We start from the raw sequence: 22,107 nt of genomic DNA on the forward strand, positions 1-22,107 counted from the left end.
TTTAATTCCTCCCGGCAATGCGCTCCGCCGCAATTTGGAGCAAACGATGTGCCACTTCTTCCTTGGACATCAGCTCAAGCTCCTCAACCAACCCATCGCGGTCATAGATATGCACCGCGTTGGTGTCCGTTCCAAATCCTGCCCCCGAACGGGTGACATCATTGGCTACGATCAGATCACAATTTTTCCGTTCCAGTTTCTCACGTGCATACATTTCGAGCGACTGGGTCTCGGCAGCAAAACCAATCAAATACTGATGGGTCTTCCGTTTGCCCAGCGTCTCCAAAATATCTATATTTTTCACAAGTTCAAGCGACAACGTATCGCCCTTTTTCTTGATTTTTTCCATATAAACTTCTTTCGGGCGATAATCAGCGACGGCGGCTGCTTTAATGACGATATCCGCGCCATCCCACTCCTGAGCTACTGCCTCATACATGTCCTGTGCAGACTGTACAGGTATGATTTCTACATTTTCTGGCGGCTGTGCCTGTGTATTACCCGTAACAAGCTTCACATCAGCCCCAAGATCACGCGCTGCGGCGGCGATGGCAAATCCCATTTTCCCGGATGAATCATTCGTAATATAACGAACCGGATCAATGCGCTCGATCGTACCGCCAGCGGTAACCACAACCTTTTTACCATCTAAAAGCAAATCTTTCCTTGGCATCCGGCTTTGTAACGACTCCTGAATCCCTTCCCGCGCATCACGCTGCGCAAAAAAACGCTCCACCACATCCACAATGGTCTCCGGTTCTTCCAAACGCCCCTTGCCTACATATCCGCAGGCCAGAAGCCCTTCACCCGGCTCAATCATTAACGTGCCCCGTTCAGCCAGCAGATTCATGTTGTGTTTCACCGCCGGATGGTCATACATGTGCACATTCATGGCAGGAGCAATCATCACTGGTGCAGTCGTAGCAAGTAGTGTCGTAGTGAGCATATCGTCAGCCATCCCGTGTGCCATCTTGGCAATGACATTCGCTGTTGCCGGAGCGACCAGCACCAGATCAGCCATGTCTGCGAGATTGATATGAGAAACAACCGCCGGTTCACGTTCATCGAATGTATCTGTATATACTGCGTTTCGGGTCAACGTTTGCAGCGTTAATTCGGTAATAAACTGTGTCGCCGAAGCGGTCATAATGACATGAACATCCGCTCCCTTTTGCACCAGTTTGCTGCATAATGTTGCTGCTTTATAAGCTGCTATGCCCCCTGTTACGCCAAGCACGATTTTTTTACCGTTCAACATGTTCAATATCCCCCGATAATGTTAAGACATCAATACAAGTGTAAATACTAGTTCGGCTTATTCGTAAAAAAATAACAACCTTTCGGTTGTCAAAATGATTAGGCTATCGCCTTATGCAGTTGAAGAGCAGCCCGGAGGCTTACTCTTCTTCTTCGTCCTGCCCTTTGATCACAACAAGATGATCACCATAAATCTCTTCCAAAGCAACGCCAACCTGTTTATGGGATTTTGCATTTCTTAGATCGGACTTCTCACCTTCACGAAGCTGTCTCGCACGGCGGGAAGCAGCAACAACCAGGGAATACTTGCTGTCAACTTTGTTCATCATTTCATCAATTGAAGGATACAGCATATTAACAAAACACCTCTTTGCTTTAGTATAATCACAAGTTGCCGCCGGACAGAACCTTATGTTGCGTGTCCTCACGTACAGGAAGCAGTCCAGAATGAACATCAACCTTAACATGATATGACAACTGCCCCATGAATATCGCTGTACGCGGCGGCAAAAGAGATTATTTATTGATCTTACAATGTTCGGCGATAATGATGCTTTCTATTCGTTTGCAAGCCGAATCAATCTCATCATTAACCACGGCATAGTCATAATGCTCTAGCAGATTGATCTCATCGACTGCTACAGACATCCGGTGATCAATCGTCGCTTGACTTTCCGTGCCCCGTCCTTGAATACGATCCTTCAACTCATCCAAAGAAGGAGGAAGCAGGAAGACAAAAATCCCCTCAGGGAATTTCTCCTTCACTTTAAGTGCACCCTGAACCTCAATCTCCAGAATAATATCTCGGCCTTCGTTGATCGTTCTCTCCACAAAATCACGCGGAGTGCCGTAATAATTGCCTACATACTCTGCATGTTCCAGCAGTTGATCCTCGGCAATCATTCTCAGAAACTCATCATGAGAGTGAAAAAAATAGTTTACTCCATGCTCTTCACCCAAACGTGGCTGACGAGTGGTTGCTGAAACCGAATAAGTCAGATTCGGCACTCGTTGGCGCAACGCACTGCATACTGTACCCTTCCCGACCCCGGATGGGCCGGACAACACTATCAGTAATCCCTTAGACATATTACACTCCATTTTATTCGTCGTTATCATCATCTTTCGAGGAAAGACGATGGGCGACCGTTTCAGGCTGAACTGCAGACAGAATAACATGATCACTATCCGTAATAATTACGGCACGTGTACGTCTTCCATACGTTGCATCAATCAGCATGTGACGATCTCTAGCCTCTTGTATAATTCTCTTGATCGGCGCCGATTCCGGACTCACGATGGATATAATCCGGTTCGCCGATACGATGTTACCGAATCCAATGTTAATGAGTTTGATTGCCATAATCAGGTTCTTCCCCCTATACATGCGACTCTTTTGCCGAAATTTAGCCGTTCATTCGATGTTCGCCGCTTGCTCACGAATCTTCTCCAGCTCCGCTTTCATCTCGACAACACGGTTCACCAGAGCCAAGTGGTTGGCTTTTGATCCAATCGTATTAACCTCGCGATTCATCTCCTGAATCAGGAAGTCCAACTTGCGGCCTACCGAATCCTCGCTTTTCAACAATTCTCTACATTGTCCAAAGTGGCTAAGTAAACGCGTAAGCTCCTCTTCAATGTTGGAACGATCAGCAAAGACTGCGATTTCCATACCCAATTTATGCTCATCAAAAGGGAAAGAGCCGTCCTCCTGCAACTCCGTAAGACGCTGTCTCAACTTATTGCGATAGTCACTCACCACAGTAGGCGCAAGTGCAAGCATCTCGGTGTGTAGTGACTCCAGACGGGTGATCCGTCGCTCCAGATCATTGGCCAGATGAAGACCTTCACGAGCGCGCATCTGCTCCAAACTGGACAGAGCTTCGTTTAATCCAGCCTGCAGAACCTGCTCCCACTCGTCTTTTTGTTCCTCCTGAACGGGGCTTGTCCCATCCGGTTGAACCATGACATCCGGCAGACCCAGCATATCCACAATACTTGGCTTGCCCTGCATTCCAAATTGAGACTCAAGCCGCTCTGCAGCCTGCAGATAGGCCCTGACCGCCTGCTCATTCAGAACAGCGGGGAGAGCCTGGTCTTCCTCTTTTTCTTTCATTACATAAACATCAATCCGCCCACGCTTCAAGCGGCCCTGTACGATCTTTCTCAAACCATCTTCATAATACGTCCACTCTCTCGGCAGACGCATCATCACTTCGCAATAACGATGATTGACTGATTTGATCTCCAATTGTACCTTGTAGCCGCCAAAATGAAAGGCGGATTGACCGTATCCGGTCATACTGAATGACATCGGCATCACATCCGTTTTACTATTGTAATTGATTATTAGGGTTGAAACAAGTAGGACATTGATGCTCCGATTTCTCCCAGACGTATTGAGTCAGTTCTGCCGTCATGCCATAGAACATAAACGGAGTCATCAGATAGATGCCCTTGAAGTGCTCTGTAGCTACATCCAGTAGTTCTTTTGCAATCGTCACTCCCATGGCACGCCCCTCTTCACCTTCTAGTCCTGCCATCCGTGAACGCACTTCATCGGAAAGCTGGATACCTGGAACCTCATTGTGCAAATACTCTGCGTTTCGGCCGCTTGCGAGCGGCATAATACCGACAAAAATAGGAATGTCCAGATGTTTGGTTGCCTCACGCATCGCAACGATCAATTTCGGATCATACACCGGCTGAGTCATAATATAGTCTGCCCCGGAGGCAATTTTCTTCTCAAGCCTTTGTACCGCTTTGTCCAGATGTTTCACGTTCGGGTTGAAGGCCGCTCCAATAACAAAGCCGGCTTTCTGTTTCAACGGTTTACCCGAAAAGGCTACACCATCATTCAGCTGTTTAATCATTCGTATGATTTCAAACGATGTCAGATCGTACACGGAGCTTGAACCGGGCAAGTCACCAAACCTTGCAGGGTCGCCCGTAACGGCAAGCACATGGTTAATGCCGAGTGCATCGAATCCCATCATATGGGACTGAGTTCCGATCAAATTACGGTCACGGCAGGCAATATGCACAAGTGCACGAAGTCCTGTGCGATCCTGCACCAGATGTCCGAGTGCCATATTACTCATACGTGTTACAGCGAGGGAGTTGTCAGCAAGCGTAAGGGCATCCGCTCCAGCCGCCCTAAGTGTTTCGGCACCCTTCATAAATTTTGCAATGTCCAGATCACGCGGGGGATCAAGCTCTACAATGACCGTGTGACGTTGTTTGACCAGATCCACAATCGTTGGCTGGCCTCCGCGTCCTGCGCGTTCATCCACATGTTCATGAAGCACGATACGTGGCGCTGCCTCCGCAGAATCAGGTTCAGCAATCGGCAGTGGTACGTATTCCGCGAGCGCTTGTTTAATCGCAGTAATATGATCCGGCGTTGTACCGCAGCAACCGCCGATAATACGCGCACCAAGATCCGCAAACTGTATTGCAGTCTGACCGAAGTACTCCGGTGTTGCACCGTAACGGAACTGACCATCCACATAGTCCGCCGCACCCGCATTCGGATATACAGACATCGGAACACCGATGCGTCCAGAAACGGTTTCCATCGCGCGCATGATCCCGTTCGGACCAGACCTGCAATTAAAACCGATGACGTCAGCACCCTGTTCGCGCATGATACGAAATGCTTCAGGCATCGTATAACCATCAAGCGTATGACCTACATCCTCTACAGCGAATTGCCCAATCACAGGCAGGTCGCTTAGCTTGCGGGCCTGCAAAAGAGCGATATCCATCTCTTCGATATCATAGAACGTTTCAAGCAGAATGCCATCTACACCTTCGTCCAGTAACGCAAAAATCTGCTGTTGATAGAAGCGTTTCAATTCACTAGTAGACACATTTGTCCGTTTGCCGCCGCGGATAGAACCTACTGCACCCAGAACGTAACCCTCTGCCCCTGCTACTTCTTTCGCGATGCGTACGCCCGCACGGTTCACATCCTCCACCTTGGACTCTAGTCCAAATTTGGACAATTTGTCAAAGTTGGCCGAGTACGTATTGGTCTCGAATATATCCGTGCCTGCATCACGGTAACGGCGATGTACATCAGCCACAACTTCAGGTGAAATCAAGTTCAACTCTTCGTAAGATATCCCTACCGGAAATCCCATTTGATATAGAAATGTCCCCATGGCCCCATCCCCAACAAGAACACGTTGCTTCATCGCTGTACGTAAATCTGCCTTCATCCCATTTCCCCCCGCCTGACTGTGATCGTTTTCATACTAATGTAACACAAAAAATGCTTAAAAACGAAGAAAAACACAGGTATTTACTGCATGTCCGACTCCAGTGGACATTCCTGCGAAATATGTACTGAATTCGTCCTTTATGACCGGACAACTCGTAACAGATTATCTACTTTGGACAAAAAAAGAGGCCCTGCAGGCCTCTTCCGTGTAACCTTCTACTTTTCCCAAGAAATTATGAAGTAAATCCTTTGAAAACAACTTCAGCCGGTCCCGTCATATATACATGGTTATCTGCCTCGTTCCACTCGATGTTCAGATCCCCGCCTTTAAGGCTGATTACAGCTGTTCGATCGGTATGACCATTCAGCACAGAGGATACCAGCGTTGCACAAGCACCTGTTCCGCAAGCCAGTGTCGGACCAGCGCCACGCTCCCATACACGCATGTCTACATATCCGCGGTCACGTACCGTCGCGAATTCAACATTGATTTTTTTCGGGAACATCGGGTGAACCTCAAGCAACGGCCCCCATGTTGTCAAATCGAAATTCACCGCATCATCAACGTAAATGACCGCATGAGGGTTGCCCATAGATACCGCTGTGAATTTGAATGCATGTCCATTCGCTTCGATGTTATGATCGACTACCGGATTCGCGTCTACTGTTGTAGGCACTTGAAGACCATCCAGAATCGGCTCGCCCATGTCTACGCGAACGGTCTCCACTTTGCCGTCCCGGATGTTAAGCGTTACAGGCTGAACGCCCGCCCCAATCGTTTCAATCGTAATCTGCTCACGGTCAACATGCCCATGATCATACACATACTTGGATACACAACGGATCGCGTTGCCACATTGCTCCGCTTCAGAACCGTCCGAGTTCATGATACGCATCTGAAAATCCGCCTTCTCCGAAGGCAGTATATAAACCAGACCGTCTGCTCCGATACCGAAGAATCGATTGCACCATTTTACCGCCAGTTCAGCAGCATCTGCTGGAAGTTCCTTTTCACCAAATACAACGATAAAGTCGTTGCCTAGTCCGTGCATTTTCGTAAATTCCATATCTTGCCCACTCCTTTTGGCAACCTTCCGCCAAAGCTTTATAGTTTATTTATAGCTAGTCTTCATATCATGTGCACAAAGCATACAAAAAAAGCTATCCTGCAAAATATCAAAGCCTGTGCTTTGAATCATTTTGAGGATAGCATATCGAAACGAGATATTAAAAGCTATTGATTTTATGCTGAAAACTTTGTACTTTTCGGTACGAAGCGCCCAGGACCGCCCATGCGGCGACGATTCCGGCGACCACCCCAGACACTGCCAGCCCCCATAAGGAATGTTGGAATGCCCGCGGCTACGATACAAATGGCCCATTCGCGCAGACCGAGAGGTACTGTTTTGAAGATGGGTTGCAACGGCTCCACATACATGACCACCAGCATCAGCACAACCGATGAGATAACAGCCAGAACGAGATATTTATTCTGCAACGGATTGCGGTGGAAGATCGAACGCGAACTACGGCAGTCAAACACATGAATCAACTGGGCAAGCACCAATGTAGCAAAAGCGACGGACTGGGCCTTGAGCAGCTGACCAGGATGATCCGGCGCGGCCTGAAGTGTCAACCAGAAGGCACCGAGCGTGCATAGTCCGATCAACACACCGCGGCTAATGATTTTCCAGCCCAGCCTGCGGGCAAAAATATTTTCCTTTGCTCCGCGAGGTTTGTGCTCCATCAAATCTTTTTCCGCCTGATCAACTCCGAGCGCCATCGCTGGCAAACCATCGGTCACCAGGTTTACCCATAGAATCTGGATTGGCACGAGTGGCAATGGCAACCCCATCATCATCGCAAAGAACATCGTTAAAATCTCGCCGACATTCGAAGCCAGCAAATACCGGATGAACTTGCGAATGTTCTCATAGATGTTGCGACCTTCTTCAATAGCCGCCACAATAGTGGAGAAATTATCATCACTCAAAATGAGAGATGAAGCTTCCTTCGTCACATCGGTTCCCGTGATGCCCATGGCAATCCCGATATCCGCAGCCTTGATAGCAGGTGCATCGTTGACGCCGTCCCCAGTCATCGCGACAACGTGCCCTTTGCGCTGCAACGATTTGACGATACGCAATTTGTGCTCAGGCGAGACTCTGGAGAACACATAGATATCATTGACTGTTTTATCCAGTTGTTCGTCCGTCATGCCAGCAAGTTGCTGTCCGCTTAACGATGCTCCGCCGCGCGGGAGAATACCCAGCTGATGAGCGATCGCTTCCGCTGTTGTTCCATGATCTCCCGTGATCATCACGGTCCGGATCCCCGCTTTGCGGCATGTCGCAATGGCCTCACGAACTTCACGGCGAGGTGGATCGATCATGCCGGCAAGCCCTACAAATACAAGCTGGCTTTCAGCTGCATGCTCGTCAGCAACATGTTCCTTCGGCTTGACTTCACGATAGGCCATACCAAGAACTCGCAGGGCATTACCAGCCATACTTTCGTTGGCAGCCATCACTTTCTGGCGCAGTGTGCCGGTGAACGGAACCACCTTGCCTTCCCACAAAATGTAACTGCAATGCTCAATCAGTACATCAGGCGCCCCTTTGGTATACACCATACGTCCACCTTGATGTTTGATCATAACAGACATCCGTTTTCGCTCGGAGTCGAACGGGAATTCCTGCTCTCGATCATATAATTCCTTGAGTCCTGCAGGAGTAAGACCCATTTTAGAAGCCATGGCTACCAGTGCACCCTCTGTCGGGTCCCCTTTTAACTCCCAGAGCACTTGGTTAGCACTAACTTGATCCTCCTCCTGCTGGCCGTTCTTCCGGCCTTTTTTGCTCTCTTTTTTGGACTCTTTACTCTTTTTCTTGCCGGCTGGATCGTTTAAAATCGTCTCGACAATACTGGCATTGTTACAAAGTGTACTGATCTGTAGCATTCTTCGTAAGGACTGGTCATTTTTCAGCTCGATTATGCGATCATTTTCCAACATGTGACCTTCCGGTGCATAACCGTCTCCGGTCACCTTAATGCTGCGCCCTTCAAGCCACACGTTCGTTACCGTCATTTTGTTCTGAGTCAGTGTACCTGTCTTATCCGAGCAGATCACCGACGCGCAACCTAACGTCTCTACGGATGGCAGTTTACGTACGATGGCCTTACGTTTGATCATCCGCTGTACACCTAGCGCCAGCGCAATCGTAACGATAGCCGGTAACCCCTCCGGTATGGCTGCCACGGCGAGACTGACACCTGCCAGGAACATGCCTACTGCGGGTTGTCCATGCAGAATACCTGCGACTACGACCATTACTGTCAATCCCAGTGCAACAAAAATCAGAATTTTACCTAACTGCTCCAGCCTGTGCTGTAGGGGGGTCTCCTGCTCCTCCGTATTTTGGATCAGATCAGCGATTTTGCCCATTTCGGTGTCCATACCTGTCCGAATGACAACTCCCTTGGCTGTACCGCGTGTGACCATGGTGCCCATAAAACCGATGTTTCTCTGATCCCCTAAAGGAACATCGTCACTAGCTATAGGTCTGCAATGTTTGCTGACAGGCACGGATTCTCCGGTGAGTGCCGACTCCTCGACATCGAGGCTGTTGGTTTCCAGCCAGCGCACATCCGCAGGAATGCGGTCACCACTTTCCACCATGATAACATCTCCCGGCACCAATTGTTTGGCCGCAAGATGTACCTCCTGTCCTGACCTGATTACTTTGGCGGCAGGAGCCGACAACTGCTTCAGTGCCCGAAGGGAACGTTCCGCCCGGAACTCCTGTACAAATCCTAAAATAGCATTTAGAACAATAATAGCTACGATCGTTACCGCATCCAGATACTCTCCGAGCAAACCGGATACCAGCGTTGCTCCCATGAGTACCAGCACCATGAAGTCCTTAAACTGATTCAGTAACAGGGTGATCGGGGATATCCGCTGTCCTTCACTCAGTTCATTAGAACCAGCAATTTTCCGCTTCTCTGCTGCCGCTTCGTCCGTCAACCCTTCCTGCGGGCTCACGCCGAGAGTTTCACGAAGCTCTTCGTCGTTTAATTGATGCCACTTGGTATGTTCCATGCTCCAAAATTCCCTCCCAGTCCTATTTCATCTGCAATGCAAGCTCACATGTTTCACCGGCATGCTGCAAGGGCAGGCTGTACACTGTGCCGGACAAACTACCTGCTCTATATGTATTCGGACAGGTCCGTGAATAGCACCCGGAAGCTGAATCCTTTCCCTCATGGGCAGAATAAGCTAAAATAAAGGTCTGCGAAGATTACTGCGCAACTATGTATTTGGAAAAATGCAGTCAGTCATTCGTTATAACCAAAGTTATTACATATGCTGCGGTTGCCCGTGAACCGTTATAGATGAGGCATGCTGCATGAATCATGCAGATGCTCGATAGAGAGGAAGTGGACAATATGGCACTTGACGGTATTGTAACCCGAGCCATCGTACATGAGTTGCAAGGCTGTATCGGAGGACGTATTAGCAAAATTCATCAGCCTAACGGCCATGATGTGGTGTTTACCCTGCGCGCTCAGCGCGACAACAGCAAACTGCTTGTCTCGGCAAGTCCGACATATCCGCGTGTACATTTTACAGAGAAAACATTTTTGAATCCGACAGAGGCACCGATGTTTTGCATGCTGATGCGGAAGCACTGCGAAGGGGCTATCATTGAAAATATCCGCCAGATCGGGATGGAGCGGATCATTCATATTGATGTACGTCAGCGGGACGAGCTTGGCGATGTTTCAGCCAAACGTATCATCATTGAACTGATGGGACGTCACAGTAATATCATTTTGATTGACCCTGCAACAGATACTATTTTGGACGGGATTCACCATGTCACACCATCCATCAGTAGTTATCGCGTAGTTATGCCCGGTTTTTCCTATACTGCACCGCCAGAGCAACACAAAAGCAATCCGTTAGAGGTAACCCAAGACGAGTTTGAGCAGAAGATTGCTACTGCAGCAAATGTAGATGCAGACGAAAATGAAGCCGGATCACAAACGGACACAGCTAAAACGGCTATAGAAACAAAAGCAGACGCCTCACGCTGGCTCGTCAATGCTTTTAGTGGGATGAGTCCGCTGATTGCAGGTGAGATTGCAACTCGAACCGTTACCGATTCAGATCATATGGAGGCAGGAGCACTTTGGACTGCTTTTGAGTCAGTCATCGAATCTGTCAAAGAACATCAGTACACCCCTGTAACAGGACTGAACGCCAAAGGCAAAATGATCTTTTCCGCTATTCGGCTAGAGAGCATTCAGGATCAGGAAAAAACGTATGATACGATGAGCAAATGTATGGAGGATTACTACGGGGATAAGGCCGAGCGGGATACCGTTAAACAAAGAGTGAGCGATCTGCTCCGGTTCCTGCAGAACGAGCGTAGCAAAAACATTAAAAAGCTCGATAACCTGAACAAAGACTTGCTTGAAGCCGACGACGCGGACAAATACAGACTATGGGGCGAGCTGTTGTTTGCCTCCCTGCACTTGGTCAACAAGGGTGATAAGAATGTACAGCTGACTAACTTCTACGATGAGGATCAGAGCAACATTACGATTCAACTTGATCCATTGCTCACACCATCGGATAATGCACAGCGTTACTTCAAGCGTTACAACAAATATAAGAACAGTCTGGCTGTCATTCACGAGCAACTTGGTAAAACCAAGGATGAAATCGCCTATCTGGATAATCTGCTTCAGCAACTGTCCATCGCCTCCATGAACGATATCGAAGAAATTCGAGACGAACTTGTACAGCAAGGTTATCTGCGAGATCGGAACAAAAAAGGCAAGAAAAAGAAGAAAAATGATCGTCCAACTGTGCATCAGTTCACTTCATCAGAGGGAATTGACATTCTGGTCGGCAAAAACAATCTACAGAACGAGTATGTGACCAATCGTCTGGCATCGGCTAATGATACTTGGCTGCATACGAAGGACATCCCGGGCTCCCATGTCGTTATTCGCAGCACTGATTTTGGTGAAGCTACGCTGGAGGAAGCCGCTCAACTCGCCGCTTATTTCAGCCAAGCGAAGGAATCTAGCAGCGTGCCTGTGGATTACACGTATATTCGTCACGTTCGCAAACCAAGTGGTGCAAAACCCGGATTTGTTATATACGACCATCAGAAAACTCTGTTTGTAACACCAAACGATGAAATAATTAAAAGTTTACCATCCACGATAAAAAATGGATAAGCTAACACTTATCTTATAGGATGAGATGTAACGACAACCTAAAAAATCCCCTTGGCCTTTGCTGGCAGGGGATTTTTTAGGTTGTCGTATACGTTTAGAAAAGTAACACATGTCACTCTATTTATTAATTTCCAGAGGATGTCATCTCCTGCTATGTGCAGCCGCCTGCAGTCTTTCGAGCACATCAAAAGGTACCGTCTTGCTACCCAGATCTCCATGAAAAACAACGCCTTGTCGTTCGCCATGGTAATCTGAACCACCTGTTACAATAAGATCATATTTCCTAGCCATTTCAGCATATCTATGTTCCTCTTCCGGACCATGGTCTGAATGAAATACCTCAATACCGTCCGGAAGGGTTTCTACGATAATCCGGCGTACTAATTCATCATCGTTATAGAGACCCGGATGCGCAATTACCGCAGCACCTCCCGCTACTCTGATCCACTCGCAGGCATCCTTAGGCGTAACCCGCGGTACAGATACGAAGCCAGGCTTGCCTTCGGCAAGATACTTATTAAATGCATCTCGCATGTCGGTAGCGTATCCCTTCTTCACCAACACATCAGCCATATGAGGTCTACCAATGCTCTCATCAGGCTCTAGCGGCCGTCCCAGTCCATCCAGCACTTCCTGCCAGCTTATATCCAATCCTAGTTGCTGGAGCTTGCCAATAATCAGATGATTCCGTTCTTCCCGCGCTTCTCTCAATCCGCGCAACCGTTGCAGAAATAACTCATCCTCCGTATTCACGTAATAACCGAGCACATGAATATCTTTACCACCAGCCCGCGTGCTGATTTCAACTCCAGCTATAACATCAATATCGTACTCTTTTCCCGCTTGCTTGGCTTCGGCTACGCCAGCTACCGTATCATGATCCGTTAAGGCTACTGCAGCCAGTCCTCTCTGTTTTGCAAGCTTCACGTTATCAGCTGGTGGTTGCATACCATCTGAAGCCTGACTATGCGTATGAAGATCACAGCGTCCTTGATGCTGGTCCATTGGCTCCCATTCCTCTCTGATTGAAATTTTACAGCGCATGCACCCTTAAGCCCGTTCTCCCTGCTCGTGCTCCTGTTGACGCAAATACCCCAAAAAGGCAACAGCCGACAAAGGCAACAAAGACGACTTAAGGTGAATGGCATAAAACTGCCGTTTGAATTCAAGCCCGCGAATATCCACAATATGTACAAGCCCCAGAGCCAGCTCATGTTGCACGGACGAAGGAGACAACATCGTAATGCCCACCCCAGCCTCTACAGCCGATTTGACCGCACCTGTACTCCCAAGCTCCATGACTACATTCATGTCACTCGGATCTATTTTTTTCTTTTGCAATTGACCTTCCATCACTTGGCGAGTACCTGAACCTTCCTCACGTAGCACAAAGGGGTAATTCATTACTTCTTCCAAGTTTACTTTTCCTCGTCCTGCCAGATCATGCCCTGCTGGTACAATGAGCTTCAGTTCATCCTGCATCACAGGTTCGACGATCATATCCGGGTGATTTACCGGTGCTTCGATTAATCCAAAATTCAACTGGTGCTTCAAAATCTCATCCATGATCTGGGTGGTGTTCATCACTTTCATCACAATCGAGATATCGGGATACTGTTTGGCAAAGGGCCCCAGCATTCGTGGCAACACATATTCTCCAATGGTCAGACTTGCTCCAAGTTGTAATCTTCCCTGCAATTTCTGCGTAAAAGCAGACATCGCTTCATCTGTCTGACGGACAAGTTCTACACTTCGCTTGGCGTGAGGCAGTAACGTTCTTCCTGCCTCCGACAATTCTATTTTTTTGGTGGAACGATGCAGCAGTTTCGTTCCGAAATAGTCCTCGAGCGATTGGATCTGCATCGTCACAGCCGGTTGAGTCATATGTAACGCCTGCGCAGCTGCGGAAAAACTCCCCTTTTCCGCTACCGTATAAAAAATGTGCAACTGATGAAAATTCATATCTTCGCCCCTCTTCTATTACACTTACTATATTGTATCCGATTTCCAGCCTGGCAACAAAAAAAAGCATGCAGCTTGTCTGCATGCGTTGGTACAAATTATTCTACACATCTCATACATAAATTTTATGATTGCAATCTCAAATCTGTTTCATCATCTATGCTTCCGGCTATTTTTGACCAGCGTCATTCTTCTGGAATGCCTCAGCCAAGAATAATATGACTTCAGATCTCTCAGTTCAATCGTCTCCGACATGCGTCCCAAAAACGTCACTACAATCATTTTGTGGAGTGGATTGCCCGTAATGTCATATTCTCCTTCAAGCTCGGAAAACTCGGCAACCACCACCAGATCATCGTCAATCAGATAAACATCCTGCTCATTGCGGTAATATGGCGTTACCCTGTCCTGCTTCAGACACTCCCATAACCAAGCCGCAATATGGTCATCATCACTACGTGCAGGCTCAATACGGTCTGCATACCGCATCTTTGCATGATGGGTAATGACGATGTCAGCCACTTTCTTGTCTCCGAGAGCCACAAAAAACGGCTCGTAGGTGCTCCAACGTTGCATCACCTTATCACGCATGGGAATCACTCTCCACCAGATAGGACTTTCTATCTATTTATTACCCAATATATTACAACATTAGTCCCGTAACAACAAGGCGTAAGTTTAACTTTTTTTCGCAAAAGTCTATTTAAGCTTATTTTAGAAAAGAGCGACCCAGTGGGCCCCTCCTATGTTTCCTGCTATACTCCGTAAAAACTTGTTTTGTCTGCGGTTTTGCTAGCATACTCGGTTTTGATTTCATTTCGATAGGAGCGCTCGATTTTGCGCACATAGGAAAGCCGCTTTACGTTTTTCATCGTATCGTCAGCCCGTTCTGCATTAACATACATGACAACATAATGCATCCGGCGGGAGATATAATGCACGGTACCATATTTTTCGAGATTGCGGGCCGCTTTCAAATCACTGACCCAAATAATAAATCCTGTTCTTTCCGCAAACACCATCGTTCCCCGCCCTTCTATAAATGGAGACCGGCCCTCGAAAGGCCCGGTCTGTTCAAAGTCTAAAAAACTATAATGTAACTGTCTTCGGGTTTAACTGCATCCACATTTGCCGCCGCTACCACAGCCGCCTTTAGGATTAGGATCGTTGCTTGGCACCTTAATCGTGCTCGATACAGCAAAAGCAATGGTTTCGGACATCTGAAACAGCATCTCATCCAATGCTTGCTCAGCCTGTTTGAAACGAGCTACAGCTTCAAAGGATTCCAGTTCCTTCTCGATCGCTTTCACCTGATCCTTCGCTGCGTGAAAGTCGGGATGAAAATGGCCAAAACGCTGTGTTTCTTCAAAAAGCTCTTTCTTGGCATTTAATCTGCGAATGCCCTCTTGAATCTCAGAACTTGTTTCGACTTGCTGCTTCCAATATAAATAATCCGATACTTCGGCAGATTGGTTAATCATGTCGCCCAGTTCATATGCGCCCGTTAACACTTGGGCCATATCGACCGTGTTTATTTCCGCTACGCTCATGAATTATTCATCCTATCTATATATAAAGTTCTACTTAACGTAGACTTCTTCATCATAGCATATCCATGAAAGGTTAAGAAGAGTTTTTCCTCTAAACTAGACATCATCCGGTAGAATAAGACGCATGGCATCCCAGTCTTCCGCGATAAATGTTCGCCATTCCGTACGCGATGCTGTTTCGTTCGGATCCAGAATACACCAGCCTTCCAGTATCCATTGCTCTTGCTCTTCCACCTGATGCGGAATTAGAACAAACGTATCCGTCCCCTTTTGAATTCCTAATTTCACTTGCCATTCGATGGCTTGCATTGCAATTTGGCGCTCAGTCGACAGGTGATACTTCCTCCATTCCCTGTGCCAATTCTCATGTATATCAGCCTTTCTCTCGTTCCATGCCGATTTTTCAATCATAAAATAGTCAGACTTATCCTCATCGCAGTCCACGGCTATACCAGATATAGACGGTAATTGCATTAATCCTTGAGTCTCACCGTTGTAAAAGAAAGGGGAATTCTGCGTCGATCCTCTGTTTCTCTCCCTTTTCCACTGTTCAGGGTAATCCGGATTCGTAGTAGCAAACACCAGCATATCTTGCTTATCTTGAACATTCTCCCCGACTGTTGCCCAGTCCTTCAACGTAACAAATACTTGGTCAGGCAACTCCCCTTGTCCGTGTCTCTGTATAAAATCAGCGATGTCTTCCCACTTCACTCCACTCGCAACAGCGATTTCCATTCGGTCTTTGGTTAAACGATAGATTGACATCTGGTCGCGTGTGATCCGTTCACAGTATTGCTCAAGTCTCCAGCAGACTTCAGGTGGCACATTCGGCGGCACCATGACTTCAAAGTCGGGTTGCACATAAAATTTGCCGTATTGCATCTCTTCCTGCTCGTGTAGCCTATCTACATGATATACACCACCGTCCGCTCCCCTGCTCAAGAATTCCACTGGATGGATCAACCAGCGAAATGCCAACTCTCCATCCTCATTCTCACCGATCTCACCAAACCCCCAGCCAGCTAAAGCATGCAACCAACTATGAAACCCTGAATTACCTCCTCCGCATAGTACACGGCACCATCGATTCACTCCAGGCGCAAGCACCGCGAGCTGATAGCGAAAATGTTGCATCTCTGATCCAGCCCCCCCATATCGCTCCATGCATACTCTAAATACTTCACCATGCATCTCGAACCAGGACAACTTGATCCACTGTTGCAATTTATCTTGCCTGATTTCGAAGCCTCGATCTGTTTGTTGCACCAAGTTTAAGCAGAGCAACAAGTCCAGCAAAATGACTACATGCACCGGGTATAATGCCTTATGGTCATACGTAATCTCCAACTGTACGAAATCCTCTGGTGACATGATCGTTAATGTGCTTAACTTTTGTACCGTTCTCTTATGTATTGTACCTTTTCCAGTGACAGGTAGACCTTCTTTATTAATCCAAGCAAGAAGATGAAGTAATTCTCCTGCGATATGAGGTTTTCCTTCCTTAATGACACATCTGACAGAACCGACCATCGGTTCAACACTGCGTTCAAGAAGATCTGTATACGCTAAGGTCAACATCGCCAGATGGCACTCAGGGATATAAAAAGAGCATTCTCCCCAGCTTTTATGTACGGATTTAACCCATTGTTTACGGCGCAGCATGGCAAAAGCAAGCTTCGCTTCTGCTCCACTTAATCCCTCCTTAGCCCAAACCTCCGAAGGCAGAAGAGAAAAGAACGTTTGACCGGCATATTTGCGAAAAAGAGCACCAAGCACCCGTTGCTCCGCTGACGTAAGTTCAGACCACAGTGTCAGATCAGCCAACTTTCTCGATTTCATCGATTTTTCCACTTCAAACTCCAGACCAGACATCAGTATTCCCCTTCCCTTCTGCAACATGTTAATGAACCTTGTCCTGCTCATGCACGATCGCATATTCGTAACCTTGCTCTACCAAAAACATCTGGCGATTTAACGCAAAGTCCTGTTCTTTGCTATTTTCAGAAACCAGTGCATAGAAATAAGCTTTGTTCTCACCTGCTTTGGGGCGTAAAATCCTTCCAAGCCGCTGGGCTTCTTCTTGCCTTGAACCAAAACTACCAGAAATTTCGAGGGCTACCGCGGCATCCGGCAAGTCAACCGCAAAATTGGCAACTTTGGATACAACAATCGTACGAATTTCTCCCTTTTTAAAAGCAGAAAACCAGCGAATACGCTCCTGTTGAGACATCGATCCAGAGATTAGAGGTGCATCAATTTCCCGGGCAATCATCTCAAGCTGATCGAGATATTGTCCAATGACAAGTGTCGGTAGGTTTTGATGTCGTTCCAGTAAACGCTTTACAACCTTTAATTTCGCCGGATTTTCAGCTGCCAGGCGAAATTGATGTTTTCCCTCCGCCTGCACATAAGTTGATCTTAATTCAGGAGACAAGGACACCCTCACTTCCTGACACTTTACTTCTGCAATCCAGCCTTGCTGCTCCAGCTCTTTCCATGGCATATCATATAATTTGGGGCCGATCAGTGAGAACACATCCTGTTCGCATCCATCTTCACGAACAAGTGTGGCGGTCAAGCCCAAACGACGAGTGGCCTGAATGTCCGCAGTAGCCCGAAACACCGGAGCAGGCAACAAATGCACTTCATCATAGATGATCAACCCCCACTTTCTCTCATGTAAAAGATGAATGTGAGTGAAATCCGCAGCTTTAGATTTTCGATGAGTCAAAATTTGATATGTTGCCACCGTTACCGGTTTCACCTGCTTTTTCTGCCCCGAATACTCTCCGATCTGTTCCGCATTTAGCGTTGTTTTATCCTGAATTTCCTGTATCCATTGCCGGACAGAGGTTGTATTGGACGTTAAAATAAGGCATTCACATTGCAACCGTTCCAGCACAGCCATGCCAATAATCGTTTTGCCTGCTCCGCAGGGCAGTACCAGAAGTCCGCTACCGCCCACGCCTTCACCGTCTTGAAAAGCATCTACTGCCTTTTGCTGATAAGGGCGCAATGTAAATATAGCTTGTTCTCCCTCTTCGCATCCGCTAGACATACAAGCCGTTGAATCATTAATATTAGGCCTCCAGCCAAATGAAAGTTCGCTCCCTTTCCGATAACCGGCATAATCCAATACAGGGTAACCAAGACGTGTCAGTTCCCTCTTCAACAAACCACGCTTTTCCCCCGATAACACAAGCTCATGTACGCTCGTTCGTTCCATACGGAAAGCTGATATCGATTTGATGTCGCTCAAATCATCCAGCAATTGCTCGTCTTCGCTAGTTAGGCGCATCGTGGAATGGTCTGGCTCGGCATGTAGCTTTAATTTGCCGTATTGCTCCATTATTCTGCACACATCCTGCGTGAGAGCCGCAGACACATTCCAGCGTGACACTTCCTCAAGACTCTTCATCACCCGTTCTGAATTCCAGCCTAGTGCGGCCGCATTCCACAGCGATAACGGGGTGATCCGGTAGGTATGAAACGTCGCAGGTGTCTTTACCAGTTCGGCGTACATACTAAGCTCCGCTCTGGCTGTTTCAAACCCCGGATGCCCCACTTCAAGCAATACCGTGAAATCACGCTGTACAATGCAAGCTCCCTGCGGATTGAACATCTCCATCTTTCCCACATCCATTCCTAATCTATATCATTCGAACAAAGATTCTGACTCGTATACTCCGATAGCAAACTTCATTTGATGCAAAACAAAAAAAGCACCCTGTCCATACCCTTGGTATGTTCAGGATGCCCAACTATAGTTCTCAGCATTCGGTTGCGTAGCCTTTGGCCATTGCCACAAACAGTTTCACGCCCGTCTGCATGGCGTCCTCATCAAAATCAAACATCGGATGGTGATGAGGATATACCGCATTTTTCTCCGGATTACCCGCACCGACAAACATGAAGCAACCCGGCACCTTTTGCAAATAATACGCAAAGTCCTCTGCAGGCATCAGCATCGGAGAGTTCTGCACCCGGTCAGGGCCAAATAACGCCGTTGCTTCATTAAAAAAACGTTCTGTCTCCTGCGCATCATTAACCACCGGCGGATACCCCATGATATATTTCACCTGGGTTTCCGCACCATATGCAGCTCCTGTCTGAGCCACCATAGTAAGTATACGTTCTTTCATCCCGATTCGCGTCTCTTCATCAAACGTTCGTACCGTGCCGCTGAGCTTGCACTGCTCCGCAATCACATTTTGCGCAGAACCCGCCTGCATCGTGCCTATCGTTAGTACTGCCGGACGCAACGGGTCAACGGACCGGCTAACGATAGTCTGAAGCTGCATCACAAGTGCGGAGCCCGCAACGACACTATCAACGGTAGCTTGCGGCATGCCGCCGTGACCGCCTTTTCCTTTGATATCAATGTAAAAGTCATCCGCCGCCGCCATCATTGGTCCTGACGTGCTTGCAACGATGCCAACGGGAAGCGGTGTCCATAGATGAATGCCGTAAATCACGTCTACACCTTCCAATGCTCCGTCTGCAATGACCTGGACAGCACCGCCCGGTAGCAACTCTTCGGCTGGCTGGAACAGAAACCGGATCTCGCCCCGAACTTCCTGCTTATGACGGCTGAAATAAAGCGCGGTTCCCAGCAACATCGAGATATGACCATCGTGGCCGCAAGCATGCATCGCCCCGGGTTGCTGTGAAGCATATTCCACATCCTTCTCGTCCTGCATCGGCAATGCATCCATGTCAGCGCGAAGCATGACTACAGGCCCTGGCCTGTCACCGCGAAGTATTCCAATCACCCCATGGCCACCTATATGACGTTTCACCTCAATGCCAAAGCTCTCCAGCATATCTGCCACAAAAGAGGATGTTTTCTCCTCATGAAAGGAAACTTCAGGATTGCGATGAAGGTGACGCCGCCATTCCACCATATGGATCTGCAGATCTTCCCACCATATTTGATTTGTCATGTAACCCCATCCTTTCGATCATCAGCAGGGCTTGTTCATAGCCCCAAACCTTCCTCTTCAAACCTATTGCAGTATATTGTAGCAGAATTGAACGAAAACCGATACGAAAGGCCTTTGGAAAGCTTGCACGGGAAGGGGAAACATACTATCATGAACTAGAGAAACACACGAGAATTATACTCGGAAGCTTATGAGGAGGATCAAACGCTTATGATTTTTGAGAATACAGGCTTGGATGGCTTGAAAAGCGACTTGGCATACCTGGATGAGAGCGCCGAGAAAGTCGGATTCGTCCGGTGGCAATGGGAATATTACCGTGCTACATATGACTACAAAATCGAAGATGAACAAACCAACTCAGAATACTTTGTACGCATTAATACGCGCGCGGTAGAAGGCAAACTGGAGAAACCCGATACGGTTCTGGCCGTTGAAGCCGTTTATCTGGGCAAAGCTACTTTCCCGCATGGACTTGATTACGACTCTTCCGTTCCGCAGCCAGTCGTGAAGCTGGCCTCCCAAAAATTGCAGCAGCTCAAAGAACTGCTCGAAGCTTAGGCGGGCCAGATTATGAAACAACAAACGGCCCAGACGAGAACGAAGAGAGGCACGCCGGATTTTCAACTGCTAATCCTCACTTTATTGTTGGTGGGCTTTGGACTGGTGATGGTATTCAGCTCCAGTTCCAGCATCGCAATCGCAAGCGAAAGTTTTAACAACGATGCCCTTTACTTCACGAAAAAACAACTTATGTGGGCGATTATCGGTCTGGTTGGCATGTTTTTTGCCATGAATATCCGCTTTAATAAGTACAAAAAGCTCTATGCACCTTTTTTTCTATTCACCACCGCACTACTCTTGATTGTGTTGGTAACGGGTGCCGTTCTGAATGGTGCAAGAAGCTGGATTCGCGTGTTTGGATTTAGTTTGCAACCTGCAGAGTTCGCCAAAATTGCAATTATTTTATATCTGTCTGCACTCATCACCAAAAAAGGCGAACGTTTCCGTGACTTCAAGACCGGATATTTCCCTGTCCTGTTCATCGTCGGATTTATTGCAGGATTGATCATGCTGCAGCCAGACTTCGGTACCTGTTTCATTCTGGTATCTACCTGCGGTCTTGTCATTTATGCTGGCGGAGCTAACATGAAGCACATCCTGGGTTCTATTTTATTGGTTGCGCTTGGTGGCGCACTTGCCTTTGGAGCTAGCGCCCTCTTTTCCTCCATGTCTCCGGACACTCCTGCGCTGAACAGCACAACAACGGTGACAGCGGAGCAGAACTACAAAATTGGACGTATTCAAGCCTTCCTCGATCCAGAGTCTGATATCAATGGCGGAAGTCTCAACCTCTACCGTTCTCTGGTTGCCATCGGGGACGGCGGCATTACAGGTTCGGGTATTGGACAAGGTACTATGAAGTTGCATTATTTGCCAAATGCCTATAATGACTTTATTTTTTCCGTCATCGGAGAAGAGCTCGGTTTCATCGGGAGTGCATTGTTCCTGCTCGTTTATCTGTACTTTATCTGGAGAGGCATTATCGTCTCCCTACGTTGCCCTGATCCTTTTGGAACGCTGGTGGGCATAGGTATCATGGGGCTTATTGCGATCCAGGCCTTCATCAACATTGGTGGGGTAACTCAAACGATACCTGTAACGGGGGTTACACTTCCGTTTATCAGTTATGGGGGGACTTCGCTCTTTGTCATGATGGTGGCGATGGGTATTGTTCTAAGTATTTCACGGACCAATAACCTGGAAGCGATCAAGGAACAAAAAACGAAATCGGTAACGGTGCAGACACGCACCTCCCCGGCACTTCGTTCAAGGGACTCGATTCGCCGAGTTCGTTAATCGAATGAAAAAAGACTTTGCATCTGATGGATGCAAAGTCTTTTTTGTGTTTTTTTTG

19 protein-coding genes are annotated in these 22,107 nt (G+C 47.7%); 3 read left to right on the forward strand and 16 right to left on the reverse strand.

Annotated elements, in window-relative coordinates; genetic code table 11:
- Nucleotide 1 precedes the first annotated feature (1 nt).
- The 8 genes from coaBC to Q9R46_RS14135 form a co-directional block, all read right to left on the reverse strand.
- Nucleotides 2-1,258, reverse strand: coding sequence for a bifunctional phosphopantothenoylcysteine decarboxylase/phosphopantothenate--cysteine ligase CoaBC (gene coaBC / locus Q9R46_RS14100; protein WP_311280456.1), 1,257 nt, complete (start codon nucleotides 1,256-1,258; stop codon nucleotides 2-4).
- Nucleotides 1,259-1,397: 139 nt separating this feature from the next.
- Nucleotides 1,398-1,610 (reverse strand): DNA-directed RNA polymerase subunit omega, encoded by a 213-nt coding sequence (gene rpoZ, locus Q9R46_RS14105; protein ID WP_145331918.1) that lies wholly within the window; start codon nucleotides 1,608-1,610, stop codon nucleotides 1,398-1,400.
- Between the two features lie 163 nt (nucleotides 1,611-1,773).
- Complete coding sequence (gmk, locus tag Q9R46_RS14110; protein ID WP_123062363.1) at nucleotides 1,774-2,346, reverse strand: guanylate kinase; 573 nt, start codon at nucleotides 2,344-2,346, stop codon at nucleotides 1,774-1,776.
- Between the two features lie 13 nt (nucleotides 2,347-2,359).
- Nucleotides 2,360-2,620, reverse strand: coding sequence for an extracellular matrix/biofilm regulator RemA (gene remA / locus Q9R46_RS14115; protein WP_006209218.1), 261 nt, complete (start codon nucleotides 2,618-2,620; stop codon nucleotides 2,360-2,362).
- Nucleotides 2,621-2,671: 51 nt separating this feature from the next.
- Nucleotides 2,672-3,571, reverse strand: a complete 900-nt coding sequence (locus Q9R46_RS14120) for a YicC/YloC family endoribonuclease (RefSeq protein WP_145413899.1) — start codon at nucleotides 3,569-3,571, stop codon at nucleotides 2,672-2,674.
- A gap of 19 nt (nucleotides 3,572-3,590) precedes the next feature.
- Nucleotides 3,591-5,480, reverse strand: a complete 1,890-nt coding sequence (locus tag Q9R46_RS14125; RefSeq protein ID WP_311280457.1) for a bifunctional homocysteine S-methyltransferase/methylenetetrahydrofolate reductase — start codon at nucleotides 5,478-5,480, stop codon at nucleotides 3,591-3,593.
- Nucleotides 5,481-5,715: 235 nt separating this feature from the next.
- On the reverse strand, nucleotides 5,716-6,549 hold the full coding sequence (gene dapF, locus Q9R46_RS14130; protein WP_311280458.1) for a diaminopimelate epimerase: 834 nt from the start codon (nucleotides 6,547-6,549) through the stop codon (nucleotides 5,716-5,718).
- 176 nt (nucleotides 6,550-6,725) lie between these two features.
- Complete coding sequence (locus Q9R46_RS14135) at nucleotides 6,726-9,584, reverse strand: calcium-translocating P-type ATPase, SERCA-type (protein WP_311280459.1); 2,859 nt, start codon at nucleotides 9,582-9,584, stop codon at nucleotides 6,726-6,728.
- Between the two features lie 347 nt (nucleotides 9,585-9,931).
- Between Q9R46_RS14135 and Q9R46_RS14140 the strand changes: the two genes are divergently transcribed.
- Entirely contained in the window at nucleotides 9,932-11,737 is a 1,806-nt protein-coding gene (locus Q9R46_RS14140; protein WP_311280460.1) for an Rqc2 family fibronectin-binding protein, read from the forward strand.
- A 141-nt stretch (nucleotides 11,738-11,878) separates the two neighbouring features.
- Here Q9R46_RS14140 and Q9R46_RS14145 read toward each other — a convergent pair whose 3' ends face one another.
- The 8 genes from Q9R46_RS14145 to Q9R46_RS14180 all read right to left on the reverse strand — a co-directional run bounded on the left by Q9R46_RS14145 (nucleotide 11,879) and on the right by Q9R46_RS14180 (nucleotide 20,192).
- On the reverse strand, nucleotides 11,879-12,742 hold the full coding sequence (locus Q9R46_RS14145) for a PHP domain-containing protein (protein WP_311280461.1): 864 nt from the start codon (nucleotides 12,740-12,742) through the stop codon (nucleotides 11,879-11,881).
- A gap of 45 nt (nucleotides 12,743-12,787) precedes the next feature.
- Complete coding sequence (locus Q9R46_RS14150) at nucleotides 12,788-13,699, reverse strand: selenium metabolism-associated LysR family transcriptional regulator (protein WP_311280462.1); 912 nt, start codon at nucleotides 13,697-13,699, stop codon at nucleotides 12,788-12,790.
- Nucleotides 13,700-13,852: 153 nt separating this feature from the next.
- Nucleotides 13,853-14,290, reverse strand: a complete 438-nt coding sequence (locus tag Q9R46_RS14155) for a hypothetical protein (RefSeq protein ID WP_090923653.1) — start codon at nucleotides 14,288-14,290, stop codon at nucleotides 13,853-13,855.
- Between the two features lie 164 nt (nucleotides 14,291-14,454).
- On the reverse strand, nucleotides 14,455-14,718 hold the full coding sequence (locus Q9R46_RS14160) for a YlbG family protein (protein WP_090923781.1): 264 nt from the start codon (nucleotides 14,716-14,718) through the stop codon (nucleotides 14,455-14,457).
- Between the two features lie 93 nt (nucleotides 14,719-14,811).
- Nucleotides 14,812-15,249 (reverse strand): YlbF/YmcA family competence regulator, encoded by a 438-nt coding sequence (locus tag Q9R46_RS14165; protein ID WP_090923654.1) that lies wholly within the window; start codon nucleotides 15,247-15,249, stop codon nucleotides 14,812-14,814.
- A gap of 96 nt (nucleotides 15,250-15,345) precedes the next feature.
- Nucleotides 15,346-17,121: a helicase-associated domain-containing protein gene (locus Q9R46_RS14170; protein WP_311280463.1), complete on the reverse strand. Its 1,776-nt coding sequence runs from the start codon at nucleotides 17,119-17,121 to the stop codon at nucleotides 15,346-15,348.
- 28 nt (nucleotides 17,122-17,149) lie between these two features.
- Nucleotides 17,150-18,877, reverse strand: coding sequence for a DNA repair helicase XPB (locus Q9R46_RS14175; protein ID WP_397386350.1), 1,728 nt, complete (start codon nucleotides 18,875-18,877; stop codon nucleotides 17,150-17,152).
- 142 nt (nucleotides 18,878-19,019) lie between these two features.
- A complete protein-coding gene (locus Q9R46_RS14180) occupies nucleotides 19,020-20,192 on the reverse strand; it encodes a M20 metallopeptidase family protein (RefSeq protein ID WP_311280464.1) in 1,173 nt (390 codons plus the stop codon).
- A gap of 210 nt (nucleotides 20,193-20,402) precedes the next feature.
- Here Q9R46_RS14180 and Q9R46_RS14185 point away from each other — a divergent pair, with 210 nt between their 5' ends.
- Together Q9R46_RS14185 and ftsW are read left to right on the forward strand one after the other, a co-directional pair.
- Nucleotides 20,403-20,750 carry a YugN family protein gene (locus Q9R46_RS14185; RefSeq protein ID WP_311280465.1) on the forward strand — a complete coding sequence of 116 codons (348 nt, stop codon included), beginning with the start codon at nucleotides 20,403-20,405 and terminating at the stop codon, nucleotides 20,748-20,750.
- 12 nt (nucleotides 20,751-20,762) lie between these two features.
- A complete protein-coding gene (gene ftsW, locus Q9R46_RS14190) occupies nucleotides 20,763-22,049 on the forward strand; it encodes a putative lipid II flippase FtsW (protein WP_311280466.1) in 1,287 nt (428 codons plus the stop codon).
- The last annotated feature ends 58 nt before the right edge of the window (nucleotides 22,050-22,107 follow it).

It is taken from the genome of Paenibacillus sp. RRE4 (assembly GCF_031844205.1).
GTDB classification, from domain to species: Bacteria; Bacillota; Bacilli; order Paenibacillales; family Paenibacillaceae; genus Paenibacillus; species Paenibacillus xylanexedens_B.